Consider the following 21,079-nt stretch of genomic DNA (forward strand, 5'->3'; position numbering starts at 1 on the left):
GCCTTCCTGGCGGATCATGGCCGGGTGTTCCGCATCCTCGACCTCCTTCAAGCGGGGTGGTACCGCAACGACTGGCTGCGCGAACGCTTCGTGTCGATGTGCCGCGATCCTGACGTCCAGCGGCTGACATGGGAGGCGTATATGAACAAGGAGCTGGTGACGGCGCAGCCCGAGGCGCATCTGCGGCTGTTCTTCGCCAATGTCGGCAATGTCGTCACAGCGCGGTTCGGGAAGCGGCCATCGCCGCCCGCGAACGATCAGTCTGTGGCAGGCAGTGGCGCGGCGATCGCGCGATCGATCGCCTGACCATCGGGCGCGAACACTGCGACCTGCACGCCATGCGCGCGCGTTGCTTCGGCGTGCGCCGCCAGCAGGTCGCGCACGGTCGGATCGCCGACCAATTGGCGCGCGCGGCACAGCATCAGGATCAGGTGGATCGCGACTACGGGATACTGTGCCGCGGCATGGCGCAGCGCCTTTAGCGGCGCATCGAACAGATCCTCGAACGGTTCGATTGCGACATGAACGCGCGCGGTGCCAGCCTCGTCGCCTAGCCACGGGGCATCTTGGGATAATTGACCCTGGGCGGTCATCGCCGACCCGAGCGCATCGACGCACGCGAGCGCGGTGTAGAAATCGTTTACCGCGGGGGACAGCGCGCGCGCCGCGATCTCGACGAGCAGCCGGACGGTGAAGCTCGATCCTTCCGACGCCGAGCGATAACCGCTGAGCGCGAAGTGCTTGGTCAAGTGCTCGTCATCGGTGCGCGCGCCGACAATGCGTCCCAACGCCTCGCCCTTGATCCGGTAATCACCGGGGAGTGCCGACACCTCGATCCGCACATCGAGCCGCTGTGCCGCGCGCACCAGCGAGCCGAAGTCGATCGATTCGACGAACCCCGATCGCGGCGCTGCGATCACCGCGCCACGCGTCCAGTCGGTGTCGACGGGCGGCGCGACGACGTCCGAAAACGCGCTGGCATCGTCGACGATGCGCCGCCTGAGATAAGCGATCACGGTATCGATATGGATCGTCCGCGCCAGGTCGTGCAACGCCATTGCGAGCCAGCCGAGCAGCAAGATCGTCGCCGCAGTCAGCACGACCAGCGTCAGTCGCGCGACGTGCGCGCCGCTCGCGTCGGGGTCGACCGCCAGCAGCGCGATCAGCGACGCCGCCAGTCCCGACAGCAGCAGCCCCAGCGTCACACGCGTCAACCGCCGTGCAATCCAGATGTCGATCAGCCGCACCCCGAGCGTGCCCCCCGCCAGCGTCAGCACGAGTAGCGTGATCGAAAAATACAGTGCGATCAGCGCGACATGGACGGCGACCAGCGAACTAGCCAGTTCCTGCGCGGCCTTGCCCGGAATCGCGAGCGGCCAGCCCTGGTTGGCCAGCGCCGTCGACGCACCCACGGCATCGAGCCACAGCAAGACCGCGACGATCACCAGGGTCGCGACCAGCATCGCGATCGGCACGCTCCAGAAGCTTCCCCATGCGACGCTGCCGAGCCGCCGCAGCGGCGATCGCGCCCACGACACTGGTTTCATGCAACATGCCCAAACGGCTGGTTGAGCCGCACGATCGCCCGGTTGAGCACCGCGGCGAAGCTGACCCAGACGAAATAGGGCACGATCAGCCACCCCGCCAGCGAGGACAGGCTGCCGAGTCCCAGCATCATCGCGCCCACCGACACCCACAGGAAGACGACCTCAATGAGCGACCAATCGGGGCGCTTCCACTTGAAGAATAGTGGCGACCAGAGAAGGTGGAGTATCCCGTTTACTGCAAAGAAGAGGATCACGTCGGTGTGCGCCGCCGCAGTGGGCGCGGCACGCCAGGCAAGCACCCCCGCCCAGGCAGCAAGACCGAGGATGATGGTCCAGGCAGGGCCGAACAACCAACTGGGTGGCTGAAACGAAGGCTTCTTCAGCCCGTGGTACCACGCACCGATCTCGGTCAACACGCCGCCGGCGCCGCCGAGTACCAACGCCCATGCCACTGCGGCGATCGTCTCTGTCATGGCGATCATCCTCGCTGGCTTGGGATAGGTTGAATGCGCTCAGCGTAGGTCGCGGTTACTGAAAATGGCAAGGCGGGGATCAGCTCATCGCGATTGGATCAGGTGATCAATCGCTTGAGCGTCGCGAGCTGGTCCGCCTCCGCGGCGGGTTTGTCGGTGCGGATCCGCGCGATGCGGGGGAAGCGCATCGCGATGCCCGATTTGTGGCGTTTCGATTCGTGGATCGAATCGAACGCAATCTCCAGCACGAGCGATTTTTCGACCTCGCGGACCGGTCCGAACCGATTCAGCGTGTGGTTGCGGACGAACTTGTCGAGCATCTTGAGCTCCTCGTCGGTAATGCCCGAATACGCCTTGCCGACCGGTAGCAGTTCGCCCTCATCGGTCCAGCAGCCGAAAGTATAGTCGCTGTACCAGCTCGACCGTCGTCCATTGCCGCGCTGCGCGTACATCATCACGCAGTCGGCGGTCAGCGGATCGCGCTTCCATTTGTACCACAGTCCCGCGCGACGCCCGCCGGTGTACGCCGAATCGCGGCGCTTGAGCATCACGCCCTCGATCGCGGCGTCGCGGCTGCCCGCGCGGATCGTCTCGAGGTCGGTAAAGTCGGTGGCCTCGATCACCGGGCTGATGTCGAACCGATCGGGGTCGAGGCGGGGGAAGAAGGCTTCGAGCCGACCGCGGCGCTCGGTCCAGGGCAGCGCGCGCAGGTCTTCCTCGCCATCGACCAGGATGTCGTAGAGCCGGACGAATGCGGGATAATCGGCGAGCATTTTTTGGCTTACCACCTTGCGGCCCAGCCGTTGCTGGAGCGCGTTGAAGCTGGCCGCCCCAGCGCCATCATCGAGCGCGCCGCCCTGCGCGTCGCCCTTCACCAGCAGTTCGCCATCGACCGCGCCGGGTTCGGTAAAGGCCGCGGCCACATCAGGGAAGCTGCCGGTCACATCGTCGCCGGTGCGGCTGTAGAGCCGGGTCTGACCCGCAACGTGGACGATCTGGACGCGGATGCCGTCCCATTTCCACTCGGCGGCATAGTCGGCGAGATCGACGCGAACGTCTTCCAATGGGTGTGCGAGCATGAACGGGCGGAAGACGGGAACGTCATGCGCGGTGGGCTGCGGCGCGGTGCCCGCGCCCCAGGCGAACAGCGCGGCATAGGGCGGATCGATGCCGTGCCACACCTCCTCGACCGCCTCGACATCGAGCTCGAATGCCTGCGCGAGCGCGGTTTTGGCGAGCCGCGCGGACACCCCGATCCGCATGCCCCCGGTCGCCATCTTGAGGAGCGCATAGCGTTCCTCGGCATCCGATCGATCGAGCATCGCGGCGAGCGCGGCGGGGGCATCCGAGCGTGACAGCCGCAACAACCGCTCGACCGCTTGCGTGATTGTGAGCGGGTCGTCCGCGGGGGCGGGGGCGGGGTTCGGCCAGAGCAACGCCACGGTTTCGGCGGTGTCGCCGACATAGTCGCGGCTCATCCGGAACAGCACCGGATCGACCCGCGCCTCGATCAGCGCCCGGATCACCGCGGGCTTGACCCCGGGGATGTCGATCTCCCCGGTCAGCGCGGCCATCGCCCAGCCGCGATCGGGATCAGGCGTGGCGCGCAGATAGTCGGCGATCAGCTTCAGCTTGGCATTGCGGCTGCGCGTGTAGATCAGCGAATCGAGAAGCGCGGCGAAAGCGTGCATGGTCGCTGCGTCAGTCGACGATGTCCTTGACCGCTTTCCCCGCGAGCAGGCCCAAAACGAGGAATATCACGAACAGCGCGATCGCGATGAAGAACAGGATCTTGGCGATGCCGATGAAGGCACCACCGATGCCGCCGAAGCCGAGCAACGCAAGGACCAGACCGATGACGAGGAACAGGACGGCGAATTTCAACATCGATGGTCTCCGGTAGAGAGGCGGTAGATCAGCCCTTGCGGCTGGCTTCGAACAGGAACCAGGCGCGTTCCTCGGCCTGGTCGGTCCATTCGTCGACGATCCCGCTGGTGGCGTTGTCCTTCGCATCTTCGGCGGCGTCCTTCACCGCGCGAAAGGCTTCGACGAGCTTGAGATTGTCGTCGCGCAACTCGGCGAGCATCGTGGCAGGCGCGACAAACTCGCTGTCGTTGTCCGCGATCGTCTGCCGGCGGGCGATTTCGCCGATCGAGCGCAGCGTGGTGTTGCCGGTCTTACGGACGCGCTCGGCGATCGCGTCCGTAACACCCAGAATCTGCGCGGCCTGCGCGTCGAGCAGCAGGTGGTAGTCGCGGAAATGCGGGCCGGAGACGTGCCAGTGGAAATTCTTGGTCTTGAGGTAGAGCGCGAAACAATCGGCGAGGCTCGCGTTGAGCGCATCGGCAACGCTGCGGGTATTGCCAAGGCTCGTCGGGGTGTCGAGCGCGGGGTTGGGCTTCTTTTTGGTCATGGTCGCTCCAGCGATGGTCGGTTCGCTGGATGAACGTCACGGTTGCGAAATGGGTCCGTGGCCAACTGATTTCTGGTGAGGGACCTCAGAGCAGTCCGAGCGCGCTCATCGCGACCCCGACGCCCGCGACGATGAACAGCGCCGCGATGATGCGCCGCGCGATCACCAGCGGTAGCGCGATCCAGGCATTCTCCCCCAGGCTCGCCGCGGTCGCGACGACCGCGAGCGAGCCGAGCGTCGCGCCGACGACCGCGAGCGACGGCAGCGGTGACCGCGCGGCGAGCGCGAGGACCACGAACTGGATGCCGTCGCCGAACGCCAAGATGAAGAACCCCAGGAAACTGGTCGCGGTGGCACCGATCCGCCACCCGGTCAGCCGGTCGGGAGGCTTGACCGTGCCGACGACCCCGGTGCCGAGCAGGAGCAGGGCGATCGCGACGAACAGTTGTTTCGCTTCCGGTGTCAGCCTGGGCGCCAGCCATGTACCGAAGGTCGCGGCGATCGCGCTTGCAGCCGCCAGCGCCAACGCCGCCATCGCGACGATGAGCCATGGTTTGCGGTAACGATCGGCGAGGATCGCGGCGAGCCAGGGGATGCGATCGCCGATCTGGGCGAGCGCGGCCACGACCAGCGCCGCCATCAAGGCGTCCATTATCCCGCCAGGCGCACCGAACAGGCGGCGGCGAACGAATCGCACGCGGCCAGGTCCTGGCGCTCGCTCGTCACCGCGTCGTGGAGGACCGACAGCCAGCCATGGACCAGCGCGCCATGTTCGCCGCGTGACAGCGCCGAATCGAGGAAATGCGCGACCGTCACCGCGGGATTGAGCCCGTTGCGATGCGCAATTGCGCGGATCGCATCGACGTCCAACGCCAGTTCGCAGGCCCGCGCATAGGGGGCCTTCACGTCAAGCGCGGCGATTCGCGCCGCCAAATCCGCCTTTACCCCGTCGATGTCGATGCTCTGCCCCATGGTCCCGCTCCCGTTGTCGTGCCCCCGTCTGAGGAAGCTGCGCCTCGAAGGGTAAACAGGCGGTAAAGCGTGTCGTCCGGTTGACTTCGCGCGAGGCTTGCGCCATGCGCCGCCCCTGATCGAGGGGCCGCGCCTTTGCTGCCGCTCTCGTCGTTTTATGCAGGATTGAGGGCTCATGGCCAAGCCAACCACCGTCAAGATCAAACTCGTCAGCTCCGCGGACACCGGCTTCTTCTACGTCACCAAGAAGAACCCGCGGACCAAGACCGAGAAGCTGAGCTTCAAGAAATACGATCCCGTCGTGCGCAAGCATGTCGAGTTCAAGGAAGCCAAGATCAAGTGAGGCGCGGCCCCGCGGGGCCGTCCGGCTGGAGTGTGGGAGCCGCAAGCGATTCGCTTGCGGCTCTTTTCACGCGTCTGACGTGAAATTCCTCCCCGGCACGGGGAGGGGGACCGCGCCGAAGGCGTGGTGGAGGGGCAGCCCGAATGCTAGCCCTGCTTGGCTACCCCTCCACCGGCGTTGCCGGTCCCCCTCCCCCAATGGGGGAGGAATGTCGCGGGCTAATCAGCGCGCCGACCGCATCCATGAACCGCGCCAAGCTGATCGGTTTGGAGACATAGGCGTCCGCGCCCGCCGAACGGATGCGCTCTTCGTCCTCACGCCCGGCATAGGCGGTGACCGCCATGATCGGGATCGCGCGCAGCGCCTCGTCGGCCTTCAGCTCCAGGATCAGCTCGTAGCCGGTGACGTGCGGCATCTGGATGTCCATCACGATAAGGTCAGGGCATACCTCCCTTGCGCGCGCCACCGCTTCGCGCCCGTCGCGCACCGGCTCGGCGACGAATTCGTGCGCGCGCAGCAGGTCGCAGAAAAGCTTCAGATTGAGTTCGTTGTCCTCGACAACGAGCACCCTTTTTGCCACCCGCGCACCGATCCTTTCGTTTCGGGGTGATTAGGCAATGCGCGAGAGCGAAGCAATCGACAGCAAGAAGGGCGCGCGCGACGCCGCCGAAGCGTTGGCGCTGCGCGCGCTGGTGTGGACGCTGGTCGAGCCCGATCGAGCGCTGCGGTTGCTCGACGTCACCGGCCTTACCCCCGCCGACCTGCGCAGTCGCGCCAGCGATCCCGCGGTGTTGACCGCCGCGATTACCTTTCTCGAAGCCCACGAACCCGATCTGATCGCGTGTGCCGAATCGCTCGCGGTACGACCCGAGGCACTGGTGCGTGCGCGCGAACTTCTGGAGACGACATGAAATCCCTGCTGATCTGCGACTGCGACGAAGTGTTGCTCCACATGGTCCGCCATTTCGGGACCTGGCTCGACGAAGCGCACGATATCGATTTCGACCTGACCGGCGGCAGTTTCGAAAACAGTATGACGCGACGCGATGGCAACTCGGCACCGACGCGCGACGACATGTGGGCGATGCTGCGGCAATTCTTTCCCGGCGAAATGCATCGCCAGACGCTCGTCCCCCACGCTGCCGAGGCGCTCGCACGGATCGCGGTGCGCGCCGATATCGTGATCCTCACCAATTTGCAGGACGATTGCCGCCAGCCGCGGATCGAACAGCTCGCCGCGTTCGGGATCGCGCACCGCGTCGAGTGCAACCAGGGCGGGAAGGGCCGCCCGGTCGCGCGGCTGGTGGCGGAATATGGCGACCCGGTCACGGTGTTCGTCGACGATCTGGCGGTGCATCACGAATCGGTGGCGGAGCACGCCCCGGGGGTGTTCCGGCTCCACATGATCGCCGAACCCGAGCTGGCGGGACACGTTCCCCCCGCACCGCACGCCAGTGCGCGGATCGACGACTGGCGTGCGGCGGCAGACTGGATCGACGCGCGGTTTGCCGAGGGGTTGACCGCGACCGGCGAGCGACCCAGAGCGGCAGCATGACCGATCGTATCGATACCAAGCTCGCCGAGCTCGGCCTCTCGCTTCCCGAGGCCGCCGCTCCCGTCGCCGCCTATGTTCCCGTCGTCGAGGCGGGGGGGCTGGTCCATCTGTCGGGGCAGTTGCCGTTCAAGGACGGCCAGTTGATCACCGGGCGGCTCGGCGATGACGTCGACCTCGAAGGCGGGCAGGATGCGGCGCGCGCGTGCGCGCTGATGATCGTGGCGCAGCTCAAGAAATATCTCGGCGATCTAGCGCGGGTCGAGCGGATCGTAAAGCTCGGCGTGTTCGTGAATTCGACCGGCGATTTCACCGACCAGCCCAAGGTCGCTAACGGCGCGTCCGACCTGATGGTCGCGCTGTTCGGCGATGCTGGCAAGCACGCGCGTTCGGCGGTCGGCGTGCCGACGCTGCCGCTCGGCGCGGCAGTCGAGATCGACGCGATCGTCCAGGTGTCGGCGAGCACGCTTTCCTGATCCGCCCGGTTGAGTGCAACCCGGTGCGCTCTATCTTGAGGCGTACATGACCTCGCTCACCGCCCGCCTCGCCGATGGCGTCGCCGCGATCCCCGCCGACCAATGGGATGCGTGCGCCGGGCGTGACCATCCGTTCATGTGTCATGGCTTCCTCACCGCACTCGAGGAATCGGGTAGCGTCGGTGGTCGTTCGGGGTGGCAGCCGATCCCGATCGTCGTTGATGGCGCCGATGGCGCGCCTGCAGGAATCGCGCCCGCCTATGCGAAGAGCCACAGCCAGGGCGAATATGTCTTCGACCATGCCTGGGCGGATGCGTGGGAGCGCGCCGGCGGCGCCTATTATCCCAAGCTCCAGCTCGCCGCGCCGTTCAGCCCGGTGCCGGGGCCGCGGCTGTTGCTCCGCGACCCCGCCGCCGCGCCCGCGCTGATCGCGGCGGTCGAGGCGGTGACCGACCAGCATAATTTCTCGTCGGCGCACGCGACGTTCGTCGAGCCCGATCAACTGCCGCTGTTCGAGGCGGCGGGGTGGCTGGTGCGCGAGGGGACGCAGTTCCACTGGCGCAACCATGGCTATGCGACGTTCGACGATTTTCTGGGCGCGCTCGCCAGTCGCAAGCGCAAGGCGATCCGCAAGGAGCGGGCGGCTGCGATCGAGGGGCTGACGATCCGCCACCTGACGGGCGCGGATATCCGCCCCGAACATTGGAACGCGTTCTGGGTCTTCTATCAGGATACCGGCAGCCGCAAATGGGGCCAGCCGTATCTCAAGCGCAGCTTCTTCCCGCTGCTGGCGGCTGCCCTTGGCGACAAGGTGTTGCTGATTCTCGCCGAACGCGACGGCGTGCCGATCGCGGGGGCGCTCAACCTGATCGGTGCGGATACGCTGTATGGGCGCTATTGGGGGTGCATCAAGGAGGTGCCATTCCTTCATTTCGAGCTTTGCTATTACCAGGCGATCGACGCCGCGATCGCGCGCGGGCTGACGACGGTCGAGGCGGGCGCGCAGGGCGAGCACAAGCTCGCGCGCGGTTATGTGCCGGTTCCAACCTGGTCGGCACATTACATTCCCGACCTGAATTTTCGCCGCGCGATCGCGGATTTCCTGGTCCGCGAGCGCGCGGGGGTCGAGGCCAATCAGGCTTATCTCGGCGAGCTGACGCCCTTCCGCCGGGGGAATAACGGCTGACCGTTGCCGATCCCTTCGTCGCGTAGCGCCGCGTCGTCTCGGTGGTCGACGCGGAACAGTACGTCGGTCCCCGATCGCCAGACGGGAACGAGCCCGCGGTTGAGCGACGGATCATAGGCCGGTGGGTTGAGCAGCCACACATAGTCGAACGCGTCGCGCGGGAACCAACGCATCGCCAAATCGATCGGCCGCCACCATTCGCCGCGGCAATACTGGTCGGTGACGATCTGGGATGGGTCGTGCGCGAACCCGCCCGCGGGCCAGTAGCGCGCGGTCAACAGCTGCGCGCCGGGCATCGACCATTGGTCGTTGGTGTAGGCGAAGCGCCGCTCTAGCCCGATCGCGGGGATGTGTTCGAGCCGCGAATAGGTCCAGTCGTCCTGGCACCGCCGCCCGACAAACGTCACCATCTTCGCGCCGCGTGGGATGTGATCGAGCGCGGGCAGGACGCGGTCGTAGCGTTGCGCATACAAGTAATAGCTTGCGGTCGTTGCCGCGATCCGGACCCCGAAGAAAGCAAGGCCCAGCGAGGCGATCACCGCCGCGCCGCGCATCGACAGTCCCGGCTTGGGCCTAAGCGCAATCAGCGCGATCGCGAACACGAAGGGGGCGAGCCGCATGTCGGCATAGGCCGACCCGAACACGATTCGCGGCAGCAGCAGATAGACCGCGAACAGGAACAGCGCGGACAGGCCGAGGTTGCGCGAATATTCGACCCGGGTGTCGCGCACTCCCTTGAGCAGGATTACGAACAGCACCGTGACCGAGGCGATGTCGAGCGCCATCCAGCGATCACGCAGGACCATCAGCACCCAGTTCATCTTGGCGCGCCAGTGGAACCAGTCCGCGGTCTGCCCAGTGACATGATCGCCCGATCGCCATACGATCATCAGCACGAACGGCAGCGCGAGCGGCAGGCACCCGAGCCCCGCGCGCACCCAGCTTTCGAGCCAATGCCCGCTCGCCCGATCCCTGCGCAGGTCGTGCTGTCGGATCATCTCGGCGGAAAAGGCAAGGACACCGAGCACGCCCCAGCCGAAGGTGTGGCAGACCCACAGCGCGCACGACAATGGCACGAACAGGATCGCGCGCCACCGCAGATGGCCGAGCCGCGCGAGCCGCAGCCACAGCGCGAACAGGTTAAGCGCCAGCGCGATCGATAGGGCGAAATTTATGAAGCCGAACTGGAATGGATAGCTATATGCCAGCGGCAGCGCGAATAGTGCGGTCGCAGGAATACGGCCGTGAACTTCGCGCGATATCCACAGCAGCCCGGATACCGTGAGTGCGGGGATCGCGATCACGATCAGCTTTACCGCGGGTTCGAGCCCGACGATCGGCGCGAGCGGGACGATCATGAGGTCGATGCCGAGATTGCCGATCAACGACCAGTTGAAGTCGAACCAGTCGGCGAGCCAGGCGTGCGCGTCCCCGTCGAGCTGTACGCGATACCGGCCCATGTGGCCGGGCAGGTCGACGAGCGGCGGAATCGTCGGCCAGAGCAGCGGCGCGATCGACATGAGCACCATCAGCAGGACGAACGTCCGCGTCTGCCACCAGTGCGCCTTCTCCTGCCCCTGCATGGCGGACGCCTTAGAGCGCGGGGGCAGCCTTCGACAAGCGATTGCGCGTGAAGTTCATGGAGCCGTCGCGCGCGCGCAGCCGCGCGACGGCTGGCATGCTCGCGCATGCCATCAAATAATCCACCCGCTACCGATCGGTGCTCGCGCTGCGGCGCGCGGTCTCGGTAAAAGCGATATATCGCCAGATCAGCGGTATCGTTGCGATGATAGGGTGCCGCCACCATATCATGCCGCGTGGCACCGAGAATGCACGACACTGCATCGATCGAGACCAGCACGCGCGCGTGCACAAGGGTGGCTAGCGCGGTGATCGCGGCGGGCGATCCGCAATCCCCGTTACGCTTGACGCGCGCGTCGCCGGTAGTCGTCAGCGCGCTTGCGGCGAGCGGGTAGAGCATTTCCGCCGACGCCAGCCCTGCCGCCGCCATTCGGACGCCGCCGAGGGCGTGCGCCGGCATAGGCACCGCACAACTGGATCGCGGTTATCGCCAGCGTGGCGATTTGGAGCGCGGCGCTAGGCGCGACCAGTGCATCTGAAGCCCCATGCCCCACCGATGTTGCGCAAGATCGATCCAGGACTGCCCCTCCAGCCAGTCGCGCACCTGCTGGAGCGGCATGACATCGGCAGTGTCGGGCAAGCGAAGCTGCACGAGGTTTGCCCAGTTGCGCCACGCCCAGACCATGCTGAGCACAAATGCGAGCGCGGTGGCGATCGGAATGTCGTGGCGCGTGCGCGTGGTCACCCCCGAGGCGTAGCATAGCCGCGCGTAAGGCTGCGTTAGAGACACATTTACCTTCACCCGGAGGTACCCGGGTGTGAGGATGACGTCAGCCTTGGTCGCGTCGCCCCAACAGCCGCAGCCGCAACGCGTTGAGCTTGATGAACCCCGCCGCGTCGCGCTGGTCGTAGGCGCCCTGATCGTCCTCGAACGTCACGACCTTTTCCGAATAGAGCGAGAAGGGTGATTTGCGCCCGGTGACAGCAACGCTGCCCTTGTAGAGCTTCAGCCGGACGGTGCCGGTTACCTTTTCCTGGCTGTGGTCGATCGCGGCCTGGAGCATCTCGCGTTCGGGGCTGAACCAGAAGCCGTTGTAGAGCAGTTCGGCATAGCGCGGCGCGAGTTCGTCCTTGAGGTGCGCGGCCCCGCGGTCGAGCGTAAGCTGCTCGATCCCGCGATGCGCAAGGTGATAGATCGTTCCGCCCGGCGTCTCGTACATGCCGCGGCTTTTCATGCCGACGAAGCGGTTTTCGACGAGATCGAGTCGCCCGATGCCGTGCTTGCGACCGAGGTCGTTGAGCGTTTCGAGCAAGGTCGCGGGGCTCATGCCGACGCCGTTGATTGCGACGCCGTCGCCACGCTCGAAATCGATCGTGATCGTCTCGGGCTCGTTCGGCGCATCCTCGGGATTGACGGTGCGCGAATAGACATAGTCGGGAACCTCGTCCCACGGATCCTCGAGCACCTTACCCTCGGATGAGGTGTGGAGCATGTTGGCGTCGGTCGAGAACGGCGCTTCGCCGCGCTTGTCTTTGCTGACCGGAATCTGGTGCTGTTCGGCGAATTCGATCAGCCTCGTGCGGCTGGTCAAATCCCATTCGCGCCACGGTGCGATCACCCGGATATCCGGGGCGAGCGCGTAGTAGCCGAGTTCGAAGCGGACCTGATCGTTACCCTTGCCGGTCGCGCCGTGGCTGACGGCGTCGGCATTGACCTGGCGGGCGATCTCGATCTGGCGTTTGGCGATCAGCGGGCGCGCGATGCTGGTGCCGAGCAGGTATAGTCCCTCATACAGCGCGTTCGCACGCATCATAGGAAACACGTAATCGCGCACAAATTCTTCGCGCAGATCATCGATGAATATGTGCTCGGGCTTGACCCCAGCCATCTCCGCCTTCTTCCGCGCGGGCTCGAGTTCCTCGCCCTGACCCAGATCGGCGGTGAAGGTGACAACCTCGCATTGGTAGGTCTGCTGGAGCCATTTCAGGATCACGCTGGTGTCGAGCCCTCCCGAATAGGCGAGGACGACACGGTTTACGGACTCGGTCATAAAAACAGCTCCTTCGAAGGCGCGGCGCTTAGGGGGACGACAGCGTATTCGCAACCGTGCGCAGCCGCGTGGAGCTCATCGTGCGGCGCGCCGCGGCGTTCATCCGCGATACAAGTGGGGGCGTTCATGCGCCCGAGCATGACATCCATGCTCTGTAAATTGCTGACCCTTCTCGCCCTGTCCGGCCTTGCCGTGTCCGCGCTGGCACAGGAAACCGAAACCTCGGCGGCGGCGAAGTTCAAACGCGAATTCGCGCTCACCGATGCCAACAAGGACGGGGTTTGGAGCCGGTCGGAGGTCAACGCGCGGATCGCGCGGATGCGGGTCGGCAAGGGCAAGGCGGACCAGGCGCAGGTCAAGAAGCTCGCCGACCTGTGGTTCACGACCGCCGACATCAACGACGATGGCAAGGTCACCGAGCCGGAGGCGGAAACGCTGCTCAAGACGATGTTCCATAGATATGACGCCAACCGCGACGGCAAGATCGGCGGTGGCGAGCGCGCTGCGGCGAAAGCGGATCTAAACAAACGGTGACGCTACCAGTCTAAGCGGCGAGTGCCCGTTCCGCCTCCGCGATGTAATCGCGCGTGAGCGGCAGTTCCAACCGGCTGCGCGATAGCTGGACCTGATAGTTGCACAGCCCGCCGTGGCGGAATGCCGCGCTCGCGCCGGCCAGATAAAACAGCCACATCCGATAAAACCGCTCGTCGTAGAGATCGACGATCGCGTCGCGCGCGGCGACGGTGCGATCGTACCAGTGATCGAGGGTCAGCGCGTAATGGACGCGCAGCACCTCGATGTCGGTGGGGAACATTCGCAACCCTTCATAGCCCCGCACGATCTCCGACAGCGCGGGGTTGTACCCGCCGGGGAAGATGTATTTCAGCGTGAAATCGTCGGTGACGCCGGGGCCACCCATGCGCCCGATCGCGTGCATCAGCATCACGCCGTCGGGGGTCATGAGGTCACGGCACTTGGTGAAGAAGGTCTTGTAGTGCGCGGGGCCGACATGTTCGAACATCCCGACCGACACGATCCGGTCGAACTGCCCGGTGACGGCGCGATAATCGATCAGTTCAAACGTGACCTTGTCGCCGACGCCCGCTTCTTCGGCGCGGCGGCGCGCCACCTTGATCTGCTCCTCCGACAGCGTGACGCCGAGAACCTCGGCCCCGGTCTTCTGGTGGAGGTACAGCGCCATTCCGCCCCATCCGCACCCGATGTCGAGGACGCGCATCCCGGGCTTCAGCGCCAGCTTGGCGGCGATATGCGCCTTCTTGTCGGCCTGCGCCTGTTCGAGCGTGTTCGTCGGGTCGGTAAAATAGGCGCAGCTATATTGGCGGTCGGCATCGAGGAAGAGATCGTAGAGCCGATCCGACAGATCGTAATGATGCGCGACATTCTTCCTCGATCGGCGCGCCATGTTCACGCGGTCGATGCGGTGGGTCACCGCCTGGAGCATTCGCCTTCCGCGCGAGGGGACCAGCGCGTTGGCCCCCGCTTCCCACGGATCGTTCGCGGTCAGCAGGTTAACCAGATCGCGGATATCGCCCTGCTCGACGACCATTCGCGCGTCCATATACGCCTCCGCTGCGCCCATCGCGGGGTTGCGGACGATGTAGTTCGCCGCACCCTTGTCGGTGAAGCGGATCGTGACATCGGGGAACGCCGGGTCGGGCGCGCCATGCGTGGCGCGCTTGCCGTTTGCATGGATGACAGTGAGTTGCCCGCGCTTGACCCGGCGGGCGAGGAACAAATCGATCAACGCCATGCGCGTGCGCTTAGTCGGTCAGATGCCCGCGTACCAATCGTAATCGACATTGTCTTCCCAATAGCCACCCTTGCCCTTGCCGATGCCCTCGAGGCTCGCGACCGCCTTGACGCCCATCACATACTTGGCGTGCTTGTAGCCGAGCTGGCGTTCGACCCGCAGCCGCACGGGGGCACCGTGCGCGACCTCGAGCGGGGCACCGTTCATCTTCAGCGCCAGAATCGTCTGCGGGTGGAACGCGTCGATCGTGTCGATCGATTCATAATAGGGTTCGCCATTGTAGAGATCGGCGCAGGTGAACACGACGTAGCGCGCCGACCGGCGCACCCCCGCCGCCTTCAGGACGGTGCCGAGCATCGGGCCCTGCCACTGGCCGATCGCGCTCCAGCCCTCGACGCAATCGTGTCGCGTGATCTGGGTGCGCGCGGGCATCGCGGCGAGTTGCGCGATGCCCAGCGACAGCGGGCGGTCGACGAGCCCATCGACGGCAAGCCGGTAATCGGCGAAGCGGTTGGCGACCATCGCGTCGTAGCTGGGGGTGGCGGGATTGCGAGTACCGTTGGCGCGGAAGATCGGCGACATCTGGTCGGGACGGTATTCTGGCGCGAGCGCACCGCGATCCTGGAGCGCGCGCTGGAGCCCGTAATGGATGTCCTCGCCCGAAAACAGGATTTTGCGCGCGGCGGGGATCTGCGCGACCTTGTCGCATCCGGCGAGCAGCAGCCCCGCCCCGCCCGCGATCAGGGTGCGGCGCTTCACGAGAAGATCAGTCATTTGGCGGGCTCCGCGGAGGGGGTGTCGTCGGCGGTGTCGGCGGGGACGCGCCAGCGCCCGGTGATCATCGATCGCAGTTCGTTGCCGACCCCTGCCAGGATCACCAGGATCAGGTGGACGACGATGAACAGGCTGATCCCGCTCATCGACAGAAAATGGATCGACCGCGCGGATTGCCGCCCGCCAAGAATATCGAGCAGCCACGGCCACGCCGCGTCCATTCCGGGCGAAATCGCCAGCCCGGTCAGGATAACCAGCGGCAGCAGGACGAAGATCACAGCGACATAGGCCAGCTTTTGGAGGATGTTGTACGCGCCCGGGTGGTCGGGATCGTGGAATCGGAAGGCAAGATGCTCCCTGATGTCGTGGAGCAGCGTTGACGGCTTCAGTTCACCCGCACGGATCCTGAGGTCGCGCTGGATATGCCGGTTGACGAGGCTCACGATCATGAACGCGAGCATGCCGAAGGCGAGGACTAGCGCGAACAACAGATGCCAGCGGCGCGACAGCGCCAAGTTGTAATGCCCCGGGATCGTCAGCCACGCCGGGAAATGGGGCGGCTGAAACCAACTGTAGTCAAAATTCGCGCCGTACGGTCCCCAATAGAGCCGCGGATGCGCATTCGAGATGCCGAGCCCGCTGCCGATCAGGATGAAGATCGCGAGCGCGTTGATCCAATGCCAGATTCGGGTGGTGAGCGCGTGGCGACGGATCAGCGTGCCAGATGGGGGGGGGGAATCGTCCATGGGCTCCCGTTCGCTCTAGCCAGTGCCGCGGTTACATAGCAGAGATTGCGGTATGAGCGACTGGCATTTCTATGAACCCCGCGACGGCCACAGGCTGCCGCACGATCCCTTCAACGCGATCGTCGCACCGCGCCCGATCGGATGGATCAGCACGGTGTCGGCCACGGGGGCTCACAACCTCGCCCCTTACAGCTTCTTCAACGCGCTGAATTATCACCCGCCGCTGATCGGCTTTTCGTCGACGGGGCGCAAGGACAGCCTGGCGAACGCGGAGGCGACCGGCGAATTCGTCTGGAATCTGGCCACACTCGGCTTGGCCGACGCGATGAACGCCAGTTCTGCCACGGTTGACGCCGATGTCGACGAATTCGCGCTGGCCGGTCTGGAGACCGCGCCGTCCCGGCTCGTCGCGCCGCTGCGGGTCGCGAACAGTCCGGTATCGTTCGAATGCAAGGTGACCCAGATCGTCCGCCTGACGACGAAGGAAGGCACCGAGCTCGACCAGTGGTTCGTCGTCGGCGAGGCGACCGGCATTCATATCGATACCGCGATGCTGGAGGATGGCGTCTACCAGACCGCGCGTGCGCGCCCGATCATGCGCGGCGGTGGCCCCGCGGATTACTTTTCGATCGCCGAGGAGCAGTTGTTTCGGATGCGCCGCCCCGCCTGATCGGTGCAACCAATCCGCGCGCGACACGTCGTTTGACCGATGCGTGTCGTGACCTTGCCCGAACCCGATGATTTCGACGCCTGGCGCGATGCGGCGCGCGCGCTTATCGCCGACGCGGTGCCGCCCGAGGATGTCGTCTGGCAGGTCGGCGATGCGCCCACCGACCTGTTCGCGGGCGAAGCCGAATCGCGCGCGACCGCGCCATCGACCGGATTCGTGGTGCCGCGCGCATTCCTCGATCTGGCGCGCACCGTCGTGCTGGGCAGCGACCCCGAACGCTTCGCCCTGCTCTACACCTTGCTCGACCGGCTGCGCCGCGAGCCCCGGCTCGTCGAGGACAAGGCCGATCCGCTGGTGCGGCGGCTTGAGCGAATCGCCAAGGACGTCCGCCGCGACATCCACAAGATGCGGGCGTTCCTACGTTTCCGCGAGGTCGAGGAAGCAGCAGGCAAGCGCTTCGTGGCGTGGTTCGAGCCCGACCATCACATCGTCCGCGCCAACGCCGCCTTCTTCGTCAACCGGTTCGCCAGCATGCGCTTTTCGATCCTGACCCCGACGGTGTCGCTCCACTGGGATGGAAAGAACCTGAGCGAAGGCCCGGGTGCCAGCAAGGCGGACGCGCCCGACGGCGACCCGATCGAAGCGGTGTGGAAGACGTATTACGCCAGCATCTTCAACCCCGCGCGCGTGAAGATCGGCGCAATGCTGAAGGAAATGCCGCGCAAATACTGGAAGAACATGCCAGAAACCACGCTGATCCCGGCGTTGATCGCGGGCGCACAGGGACGCGAGAGCGGGATGATCGAGGCCGCGCACGGTGCCATCGGGGGGAACAGCGTGATCGCGTGGGACGCGTTGCGCGAAGAGGCGATGGGGTGCACCCGCTGCCCGCTCTACCGGCCCGCGACGCAGACTGTGTTCGGCGAAGGCCCGGTCGATGCCGCGCTGATGTTCGTCGGCGAACAACCCGGCGACCAAGAGGATATTGCCGGACGCCCCTTCGTCGGCCCCGCGGGACAGGTGTTCGACCGGGCGCTGGGCGAAGCGGGGATCGACCGCAGCCTCAGCTACGTCACCAACGCAGTGAAGCATTTCAAGTTCGAACAGCGCGGCAAGCGCCGCATCCACGCCAAACCCGGCACCGGTGAGATCGAGGCGTGCCGCTGGTGGATCGAACAGGAGCAGGCGCTGGTGAAGCCGCGGATGACGGTGGCGCTCGGCGCGACCGCGGCGCGATCGCTGTTCGGCCGGACGATGACGATCGGCCGCGAACGCGGGCGCGTGCTGGAACTGCCCGCAGGCGGAGCGGCGTGGATCACGGTGCATCCGAGCTACTTGTTGCGACTGCCCGACGAGGCGCAGAGGGCCGACGAGTTCGCGCGGTTCGTCGACGACCTGCGCGGAGCGCACGCGGCAATCGGTTAGCCGACGACGCGCCGATTGACCGCGTTGCATCGGCGTTGCGACGCGGATTTGATTCGGAACGAAACCGGAATCATGCTAGGGGTTATCCATCATCGGACATGTTTCCGCAGGCCCCTTATGACCGTGAGCGCGCGACGCTCTCGCCTGCCCATCAAGTTGAACTCTATGGATACCAATTACCTCCTCCAACGCGAACAGGTGTCGCTGTGGATGGCCGTGAACGCTGACTGCCGTGAGGCGCGCTATGCGCATCGCGGGCTGGCGCGGGGCTATGGCGCGCTGCTCGCTCAGCGCGATTTCCCGCACCGCCATCCGACTGGTCGGGTGACCCGGGCGTGACCGACGGTACGACCTCGCCCCAAGTCTCGCCGCAGCCCACGACGTCACCACCGCCCTCCAACCACCGACCGTCGACGATCGAACGCGCCTATCAACTGGCGCGGTCGGGCAGTTGCGGTAGTGTCGACGACGTGCGTCGCTCGCTGGTGGCGGAGGGTCATGACAGCGTCCTCGCGCATCTCAGCGGCCCGACGATCAGGCGCGCGCTCGCGGCGCTGTGCAAGAGCGCGGTCGAGACGCGCTAGCCGCGCCGTCGGTCACATCGATCGCGGATCGGGTCCCATCCGGCCGTCGGCGCGATCGAGCGCGTCGATTGCGGTCATATCCTCGTCGTCCAGCGTCAGATCGAGCGCAGCGACATTGTCGCTGAGGTGATCGGGGCTCGACGCCTTGGGGATCGGCGCCAGCCCGTGCGCGAGGTGCCAGGCGATGACCACCTGCGCCGCCGATCGCGCATGCTTATCCGCGATCCCGACAATCGTACCATTGTCGAGCAGCGTCTTGCCCTGGCCGATCGGGCTCCAGCTCTGCGTCACGATCGCGTGGTCGGCATGATAGGCGCGCAGTTCGCGCTGCTGGAAATCGGGATGCAGCTCGATCTGGTTGACGACCGGCGTCACCCCGGTCGCACCGATGATCGCGTCGAGATGGTCGGGCAGGAAGTTCGACACGCCGATTGACCGCGTCTTGCCCGCCGCACGCAGGTCGATCAGCGCCTTCCACGCACCGACGTACTGCGCCTGTCCGGGGGCGGGCCAATGGATCAGATAGAGATCGACCGCGTCGACCCCGAGCAGCGCCAGGCTTTCGTCGAGCGCGGCGGCCGGGTCGCCTTGACGATCGTTCCACAGCTTGGTCGTCAGGAACACGTCGGTGCCCTGCATCCCCTGTCCGACGCCGCGTTCGTTACCGTAGATCGCGGCGGTGTCGACCAGCCGAAAGCCGGTATCGAGCCCCTGACGGACCACCATCGCGGCCTGGGTTTCGGGGACTTGGTAGGTGCCCATGCCAAGCTGGGGCATGGTGCGGCCATCGTTGAGGGTCAGGTTGATCATGCTCCCGTGAACCCGCCGCGCCGCAGCAATGTTCCGCATCATCGCGGCCGTGCGCCCCCAGCCGCAGAGGCCCCGTTGAGGAGGTCATCGCTCGCATCCTTGCCGCTTTGGGCTTTTCATCGCACGCACGATGGCCCAAGTCGCAGCCCCATGATCGACAAATTCCTGGCCGCAATTGCCACCTTCGTGATTGGCGTCATTTCCAGCGGGGGGTATCTCGGCATCGCGCTGCTGATGGCGATCGAGAGCGCGTGCATTCCGTTGCCGTCCGAGATCATCATGCCGTTCGCGGGCTATCTGGTCTCGACCGGGCAGTTCAACCTGTACCTCGCCGCGACCGCGGGGGCGATCGGGTGCAACATCGGATCGCTCGTCGCGTACGAGGTCGGCAAGCATGGCGGGCGACCGTTCGTCGAACGCTGGGGCAAGTATCTGCTGATCGGCCCCGACGAGATCGACCGCGCCGACCGGTTCTTCGACCGGTTCGGCTCCGCGGCGGTGCTGATCGGGCGGCTGTTGCCGGTGATCCGGACCTTCATCGCGTTTCCCGCAGGGGTCGCGCGGATGCGCTACGTGCCGTTCCATCTGTATACCTTCATCGGATCGTGGCCGTTCTGCTTCGCGCTGACCTGGATCGGGATGAAGCTGGGCGACAAGTGGAACACCGATCCCAGGATCAAGGCGGCGTTCCATTCGGCGGACGTGGTCATCGTCGCGGTGCTGGCGGTGCTGATCGCGCTGTACGTCTGGCACCGGATCAGCGCGATTCGGAAGAGCCGCGCCTGAGCGGATTTACTGCGGCGCCGGGTCAGGCGATGACCGTGTCGCTCGACCGGTCGCCATAGTGGAGCACGCCAAGCACGACCGCGACGAGCAGCAGCGCGGGCACGTCGCCTGCCAGATGCCCCATCCGCATCGGATCGGTCCACGATTGCACCGCCATGATCACCGCATGGACCAGGCTGGACCAGATCGTGAATTCGATCAGCGCGGCGTGCGTGGCGGGGGCACGCGCGGCGCGGATCAGGAACACGCCGAGCGTCGCGTAGATGCCGACGATCATCATGAAATAATGCGACGCGGCGGGCGGGCCTTCATGCCACGCCCAGCCCGACGGCCACACCATCGCGAGCGGATAGACCAGGCAGAACACGATGCCGAACGCGATCAGCGCGGCCTGCAATAGTTGGTGACGAGACATGGTACTGCTCCCCCGGGATGGTTGGACGCGACCTGTTACTGAGCATCAAGATTATAACGGATGCGAACCGAACGCAATCAGGGGGTCAGAACCCGGCGAGAGGGAGCCAGCCGCCGCGCCAATGGTTATGCCCTCCGAAGGAGACGATGATGACCCAGGCCAAGTGGAACGACACGCTGATCGCGGAGAGCGACGATATCGTCACGGTGGAGGGGAATGCGTATTTCCCGAAGGAGGCGATTGCGCCCGCGATGCTGAAGGACAGCGCGACGACGAGCGTGTGCCCGTGGAAGGGGACCGCGCATTACTACACGCTGGTGGTCGACGGCGCCGAGAACAAGGACGCGGCGTGGTATTATCCCGAGCCCAAGGATGCCGCGAAGGAGATCAAGGGGCGGGTCGCGTTCTGGAAGGGCGTAACGGTGGGGTGAGGCGCGGGGGGGCGCCTAAAGTTCACATAAGGTCACGACCGTACGCATTGCGCGCGGGGGCCGCGCGGGGGGC

General features: G+C 65.6%; 29 protein-coding genes. 13 read left to right on the forward strand and 16 right to left on the reverse strand.

Annotated elements, in window-relative coordinates; genetic code table 11:
- Window positions 1-24 precede the first annotated feature (24 nt).
- A complete protein-coding gene (locus EAH84_RS05615) occupies window positions 25-306 on the forward strand; it encodes a hypothetical protein (protein ID WP_140869012.1) in 282 nt (93 codons plus the stop codon).
- Here the strand turns inward: EAH84_RS05615 and EAH84_RS05620 are convergent.
- The 7 genes from EAH84_RS05620 to EAH84_RS05650 all read right to left on the reverse strand — a co-directional run bounded on the left by EAH84_RS05620 (window position 258) and on the right by EAH84_RS05650 (window position 5,405).
- Entirely contained in the window at window positions 258-1,547 is a 1,290-nt protein-coding gene (locus EAH84_RS05620) for a DUF2254 family protein (protein WP_140869015.1), read from the reverse strand. The two genes, EAH84_RS05615 and EAH84_RS05620, sit on opposite strands and share 49 nt — an antisense overlap.
- Window positions 1,544-2,020, reverse strand: a complete 477-nt coding sequence (locus tag EAH84_RS05625; RefSeq protein WP_140869018.1) for a TspO/MBR family protein — start codon at window positions 2,018-2,020, stop codon at window positions 1,544-1,546. The genes EAH84_RS05620 and EAH84_RS05625 overlap by 4 nt, the downstream gene beginning before the upstream one ends.
- Before the next feature lie 98 nt (window positions 2,021-2,118).
- Window positions 2,119-3,711: a cisplatin damage response ATP-dependent DNA ligase gene (locus EAH84_RS05630; RefSeq protein WP_140869020.1), complete on the reverse strand. Its 1,593-nt coding sequence runs from the start codon at window positions 3,709-3,711 to the stop codon at window positions 2,119-2,121.
- A gap of 10 nt (window positions 3,712-3,721) precedes the next feature.
- Window positions 3,722-3,907 carry a DUF1328 family protein gene (locus EAH84_RS05635; protein WP_140869023.1) on the reverse strand — a complete coding sequence of 62 codons (186 nt, stop codon included), beginning with the start codon at window positions 3,905-3,907 and terminating at the stop codon, window positions 3,722-3,724.
- Between the two features lie 28 nt (window positions 3,908-3,935).
- A complete protein-coding gene (locus tag EAH84_RS05640) occupies window positions 3,936-4,433 on the reverse strand; it encodes a Dps family protein (protein ID WP_140869026.1) in 498 nt (165 codons plus the stop codon).
- 85 nt (window positions 4,434-4,518) lie between these two features.
- Complete coding sequence (locus EAH84_RS05645) at window positions 4,519-5,085, reverse strand: TMEM165/GDT1 family protein (RefSeq protein ID WP_140869029.1); 567 nt, start codon at window positions 5,083-5,085, stop codon at window positions 4,519-4,521.
- Window positions 5,085-5,405, reverse strand: coding sequence for a hypothetical protein (locus EAH84_RS05650; RefSeq protein ID WP_140869032.1), 321 nt, complete (start codon window positions 5,403-5,405; stop codon window positions 5,085-5,087). The genes EAH84_RS05645 and EAH84_RS05650 overlap by 1 nt, the downstream gene beginning before the upstream one ends.
- A gap of 175 nt (window positions 5,406-5,580) precedes the next feature.
- Here EAH84_RS05650 and rpmG point away from each other — a divergent pair, with 175 nt between their 5' ends.
- The gene (rpmG, locus tag EAH84_RS05655) at window positions 5,581-5,748 is read left to right on the forward strand and encodes a 50S ribosomal protein L33 (protein WP_066648079.1); all 168 of its coding nucleotides are present in this window, start codon (window positions 5,581-5,583) and stop codon (window positions 5,746-5,748) included.
- Between the two features lie 160 nt (window positions 5,749-5,908).
- Here the strand turns inward: rpmG and EAH84_RS05660 are convergent, their stop codons facing one another.
- Complete coding sequence (locus EAH84_RS05660; protein ID WP_140869035.1) at window positions 5,909-6,328, reverse strand: response regulator; 420 nt, start codon at window positions 6,326-6,328, stop codon at window positions 5,909-5,911.
- 37 nt (window positions 6,329-6,365) lie between these two features.
- On the opposite strand from EAH84_RS05660, the gene EAH84_RS05665 reads away from it, so the two are divergent.
- From EAH84_RS05665 to EAH84_RS05680, 4 genes are read left to right on the forward strand one after another with little or no spacing between them, the layout of a single operon-like run.
- Window positions 6,366-6,659, forward strand: coding sequence for a DUF3572 family protein (locus tag EAH84_RS05665; RefSeq protein ID WP_140869038.1), 294 nt, complete (start codon window positions 6,366-6,368; stop codon window positions 6,657-6,659).
- A complete protein-coding gene (locus EAH84_RS05670) occupies window positions 6,656-7,303 on the forward strand; it encodes an HAD family hydrolase (RefSeq protein ID WP_140869041.1) in 648 nt (215 codons plus the stop codon). The genes EAH84_RS05665 and EAH84_RS05670 overlap by 4 nt, the downstream gene beginning before the upstream one ends.
- Window positions 7,300-7,776, forward strand: coding sequence for a RidA family protein (locus EAH84_RS05675; RefSeq protein ID WP_140869044.1), 477 nt, complete (start codon window positions 7,300-7,302; stop codon window positions 7,774-7,776). The genes EAH84_RS05670 and EAH84_RS05675 overlap by 4 nt, the downstream gene beginning before the upstream one ends.
- A gap of 46 nt (window positions 7,777-7,822) precedes the next feature.
- Window positions 7,823-8,962, forward strand: coding sequence for a GNAT family N-acetyltransferase (locus tag EAH84_RS05680; protein WP_140869047.1), 1,140 nt, complete (start codon window positions 7,823-7,825; stop codon window positions 8,960-8,962).
- Here the strand turns inward: EAH84_RS05680 and EAH84_RS05685 are convergent.
- The 3 genes from EAH84_RS05685 to EAH84_RS05695 all read right to left on the reverse strand — a co-directional run bounded on the left by EAH84_RS05685 (window position 8,917) and on the right by EAH84_RS05695 (window position 12,594).
- Window positions 8,917-10,545 carry a hypothetical protein gene (locus EAH84_RS05685; protein WP_241656481.1) on the reverse strand — a complete coding sequence of 543 codons (1,629 nt, stop codon included), beginning with the start codon at window positions 10,543-10,545 and terminating at the stop codon, window positions 8,917-8,919. The two genes, EAH84_RS05680 and EAH84_RS05685, sit on opposite strands and share 46 nt — an antisense overlap.
- Window positions 10,546-11,027: 482 nt before the next feature.
- Entirely contained in the window at window positions 11,028-11,288 is a 261-nt protein-coding gene (locus EAH84_RS05690; RefSeq protein WP_140869050.1) for a hypothetical protein, read from the reverse strand.
- Between the two features lie 85 nt (window positions 11,289-11,373).
- Window positions 11,374-12,594: an argininosuccinate synthase gene (locus EAH84_RS05695; RefSeq protein ID WP_140869052.1), complete on the reverse strand. Its 1,221-nt coding sequence runs from the start codon at window positions 12,592-12,594 to the stop codon at window positions 11,374-11,376.
- 138 nt (window positions 12,595-12,732) lie between these two features.
- On the opposite strand from EAH84_RS05695, the gene EAH84_RS05700 reads away from it, so the two are divergent.
- Window positions 12,733-13,128, forward strand: a complete 396-nt coding sequence (locus tag EAH84_RS05700) for an EF-hand domain-containing protein (RefSeq protein ID WP_161978340.1) — start codon at window positions 12,733-12,735, stop codon at window positions 13,126-13,128.
- 10 nt (window positions 13,129-13,138) lie between these two features.
- On the opposite strand, the gene EAH84_RS05705 is transcribed toward EAH84_RS05700, so the two are convergent.
- The 3 genes from EAH84_RS05705 to EAH84_RS05715 are packed head-to-tail and all read right to left on the reverse strand — an operon-like array spanning window position 13,139 to window position 15,885.
- Window positions 13,139-14,365 (reverse strand): SAM-dependent methyltransferase, encoded by a 1,227-nt coding sequence (locus tag EAH84_RS05705; protein ID WP_140869058.1) that lies wholly within the window; start codon window positions 14,363-14,365, stop codon window positions 13,139-13,141.
- A gap of 18 nt (window positions 14,366-14,383) precedes the next feature.
- Window positions 14,384-15,139 carry a molybdopterin-dependent oxidoreductase gene (locus tag EAH84_RS05710; protein ID WP_140869061.1) on the reverse strand — a complete coding sequence of 252 codons (756 nt, stop codon included), beginning with the start codon at window positions 15,137-15,139 and terminating at the stop codon, window positions 14,384-14,386.
- Complete coding sequence (locus EAH84_RS05715; protein WP_140869063.1) at window positions 15,136-15,885, reverse strand: cytochrome b/b6 domain-containing protein; 750 nt, start codon at window positions 15,883-15,885, stop codon at window positions 15,136-15,138. The genes EAH84_RS05710 and EAH84_RS05715 overlap by 4 nt, the downstream gene beginning before the upstream one ends.
- 52 nt (window positions 15,886-15,937) lie before the next feature.
- On the opposite strand from EAH84_RS05715, the gene EAH84_RS05720 reads away from it, so the two are divergent.
- The 4 genes from EAH84_RS05720 (at window position 15,938) to EAH84_RS16060 (ending at window position 18,564) form a co-directional block, all read left to right on the forward strand.
- Window positions 15,938-16,555, forward strand: coding sequence for a flavin reductase family protein (locus EAH84_RS05720; protein WP_140869066.1), 618 nt, complete (start codon window positions 15,938-15,940; stop codon window positions 16,553-16,555).
- A gap of 39 nt (window positions 16,556-16,594) precedes the next feature.
- Window positions 16,595-17,980, forward strand: a complete 1,386-nt coding sequence (locus EAH84_RS05725) for a UdgX family uracil-DNA binding protein (RefSeq protein WP_140869069.1) — start codon at window positions 16,595-16,597, stop codon at window positions 17,978-17,980.
- A 165-nt stretch (window positions 17,981-18,145) separates the two neighbouring features.
- Window positions 18,146-18,319, forward strand: a complete 174-nt coding sequence (locus EAH84_RS16055) for a hypothetical protein (RefSeq protein ID WP_170209838.1) — start codon at window positions 18,146-18,148, stop codon at window positions 18,317-18,319.
- Window positions 18,316-18,564: a hypothetical protein gene (locus EAH84_RS16060; RefSeq protein WP_140869074.1), complete on the forward strand. Its 249-nt coding sequence runs from the start codon at window positions 18,316-18,318 to the stop codon at window positions 18,562-18,564. The genes EAH84_RS16055 and EAH84_RS16060 overlap by 4 nt, the downstream gene beginning before the upstream one ends.
- Window positions 18,565-18,576: 12 nt before the next feature.
- Here the strand turns inward: EAH84_RS16060 and EAH84_RS05740 are convergent, their stop codons facing one another.
- Window positions 18,577-19,374 carry an aldo/keto reductase gene (locus EAH84_RS05740; RefSeq protein ID WP_140869077.1) on the reverse strand — a complete coding sequence of 266 codons (798 nt, stop codon included), beginning with the start codon at window positions 19,372-19,374 and terminating at the stop codon, window positions 18,577-18,579.
- A 150-nt stretch (window positions 19,375-19,524) separates the two neighbouring features.
- On the opposite strand from EAH84_RS05740, the gene EAH84_RS05745 reads away from it, so the two are divergent.
- Complete coding sequence (locus tag EAH84_RS05745; protein WP_140869080.1) at window positions 19,525-20,160, forward strand: DedA family protein; 636 nt, start codon at window positions 19,525-19,527, stop codon at window positions 20,158-20,160.
- A 22-nt stretch (window positions 20,161-20,182) separates the two neighbouring features.
- Here EAH84_RS05745 and EAH84_RS05750 read toward each other — a convergent pair whose 3' ends face one another.
- Entirely contained in the window at window positions 20,183-20,575 is a 393-nt protein-coding gene (locus EAH84_RS05750) for a DUF6632 domain-containing protein (protein WP_140869083.1), read from the reverse strand.
- Window positions 20,576-20,724: 149 nt separating this feature from the next.
- Here EAH84_RS05750 and EAH84_RS05755 point away from each other — a divergent pair, with 149 nt between their 5' ends.
- On the forward strand, window positions 20,725-21,006 hold the full coding sequence (locus EAH84_RS05755) for a DUF427 domain-containing protein (RefSeq protein WP_140869086.1): 282 nt from the start codon (window positions 20,725-20,727) through the stop codon (window positions 21,004-21,006).
- Window positions 21,007-21,079: the final 73 nt, after the last annotated feature.

The sequence above is a fragment of the Sphingomonas oligophenolica genome, from assembly GCF_006438955.1.
Taxonomy (GTDB): domain Bacteria; phylum Pseudomonadota; class Alphaproteobacteria; order Sphingomonadales; family Sphingomonadaceae; genus Sphingomonas; species Sphingomonas oligophenolica_A.

Bases quoted from the DNA above. Each gene is read 5' to 3' on its own strand.
- EAH84_RS05640 (WP_140869026.1), bottom strand. From the start codon at position 4,433: ATGACCAAAAAGAAGCCCAACCCCGCGCTCGACACCCCGACGAGCCTT.
- EAH84_RS05620 (WP_140869015.1), bottom strand. From the start codon at position 1,547: ATGAAACCAGTGTCGTGGGCGCGATCGCCGCTGCGGCGGCTCGGCAGC.
- EAH84_RS05745 (WP_140869080.1), top strand. From the start codon at position 19,525: ATGATCGACAAATTCCTGGCCGCAATTGCCACCTTCGTGATTGGCGTC.
- EAH84_RS05650 (WP_140869032.1), bottom strand. From the start codon at position 5,405: ATGGGGCAGAGCATCGACATCGACGGGGTAAAGGCGGATTTGGCGGCG.
- EAH84_RS05635 (WP_140869023.1), bottom strand. From the start codon at position 3,907: ATGTTGAAATTCGCCGTCCTGTTCCTCGTCATCGGTCTGGTCCTTGCG.
- EAH84_RS05720 (WP_140869066.1), top strand. From the start codon at position 15,938: ATGAGCGACTGGCATTTCTATGAACCCCGCGACGGCCACAGGCTGCCG.
- EAH84_RS05665 (WP_140869038.1), top strand. From the start codon at position 6,366: ATGCGCGAGAGCGAAGCAATCGACAGCAAGAAGGGCGCGCGCGACGCC.
- EAH84_RS05700 (WP_161978340.1), top strand. From the start codon at position 12,733: ATGACATCCATGCTCTGTAAATTGCTGACCCTTCTCGCCCTGTCCGGC.
- EAH84_RS16055 (WP_170209838.1), top strand. From the start codon at position 18,146: ATGGATACCAATTACCTCCTCCAACGCGAACAGGTGTCGCTGTGGATG.
- EAH84_RS05645 (WP_140869029.1), bottom strand. From the start codon at position 5,085: ATGGACGCCTTGATGGCGGCGCTGGTCGTGGCCGCGCTCGCCCAGATC.
- EAH84_RS05755 (WP_140869086.1), top strand. From the start codon at position 20,725: ATGACCCAGGCCAAGTGGAACGACACGCTGATCGCGGAGAGCGACGAT.
- EAH84_RS05710 (WP_140869061.1), bottom strand. From the start codon at position 15,139: ATGACTGATCTTCTCGTGAAGCGCCGCACCCTGATCGCGGGCGGGGCG.
- EAH84_RS05740 (WP_140869077.1), bottom strand. From the start codon at position 19,374: ATGATCAACCTGACCCTCAACGATGGCCGCACCATGCCCCAGCTTGGC.
- EAH84_RS05675 (WP_140869044.1), top strand. From the start codon at position 7,300: ATGACCGATCGTATCGATACCAAGCTCGCCGAGCTCGGCCTCTCGCTT.
- EAH84_RS05630 (WP_140869020.1), bottom strand. From the start codon at position 3,711: ATGCACGCTTTCGCCGCGCTTCTCGATTCGCTGATCTACACGCGCAGC.
- EAH84_RS05670 (WP_140869041.1), top strand. From the start codon at position 6,656: ATGAAATCCCTGCTGATCTGCGACTGCGACGAAGTGTTGCTCCACATG.
- EAH84_RS05715 (WP_140869063.1), bottom strand. From the start codon at position 15,885: ATGGACGATTCCCCCCCCCCATCTGGCACGCTGATCCGTCGCCACGCG.
- EAH84_RS05725 (WP_140869069.1), top strand. From the start codon at position 16,595: ATGCGTGTCGTGACCTTGCCCGAACCCGATGATTTCGACGCCTGGCGC.
- EAH84_RS05685 (WP_241656481.1), bottom strand. From the start codon at position 10,545: ATGCAGGGGCAGGAGAAGGCGCACTGGTGGCAGACGCGGACGTTCGTC.
- EAH84_RS05695 (WP_140869052.1), bottom strand. From the start codon at position 12,594: ATGACCGAGTCCGTAAACCGTGTCGTCCTCGCCTATTCGGGAGGGCTC.
- rpmG (WP_066648079.1), top strand. From the start codon at position 5,581: ATGGCCAAGCCAACCACCGTCAAGATCAAACTCGTCAGCTCCGCGGAC.
- EAH84_RS05625 (WP_140869018.1), bottom strand. From the start codon at position 2,020: ATGACAGAGACGATCGCCGCAGTGGCATGGGCGTTGGTACTCGGCGGC.
- EAH84_RS05680 (WP_140869047.1), top strand. From the start codon at position 7,823: ATGACCTCGCTCACCGCCCGCCTCGCCGATGGCGTCGCCGCGATCCCC.
- EAH84_RS05750 (WP_140869083.1), bottom strand. From the start codon at position 20,575: ATGTCTCGTCACCAACTATTGCAGGCCGCGCTGATCGCGTTCGGCATC.
- EAH84_RS05705 (WP_140869058.1), bottom strand. From the start codon at position 14,365: ATGGCGTTGATCGATTTGTTCCTCGCCCGCCGGGTCAAGCGCGGGCAA.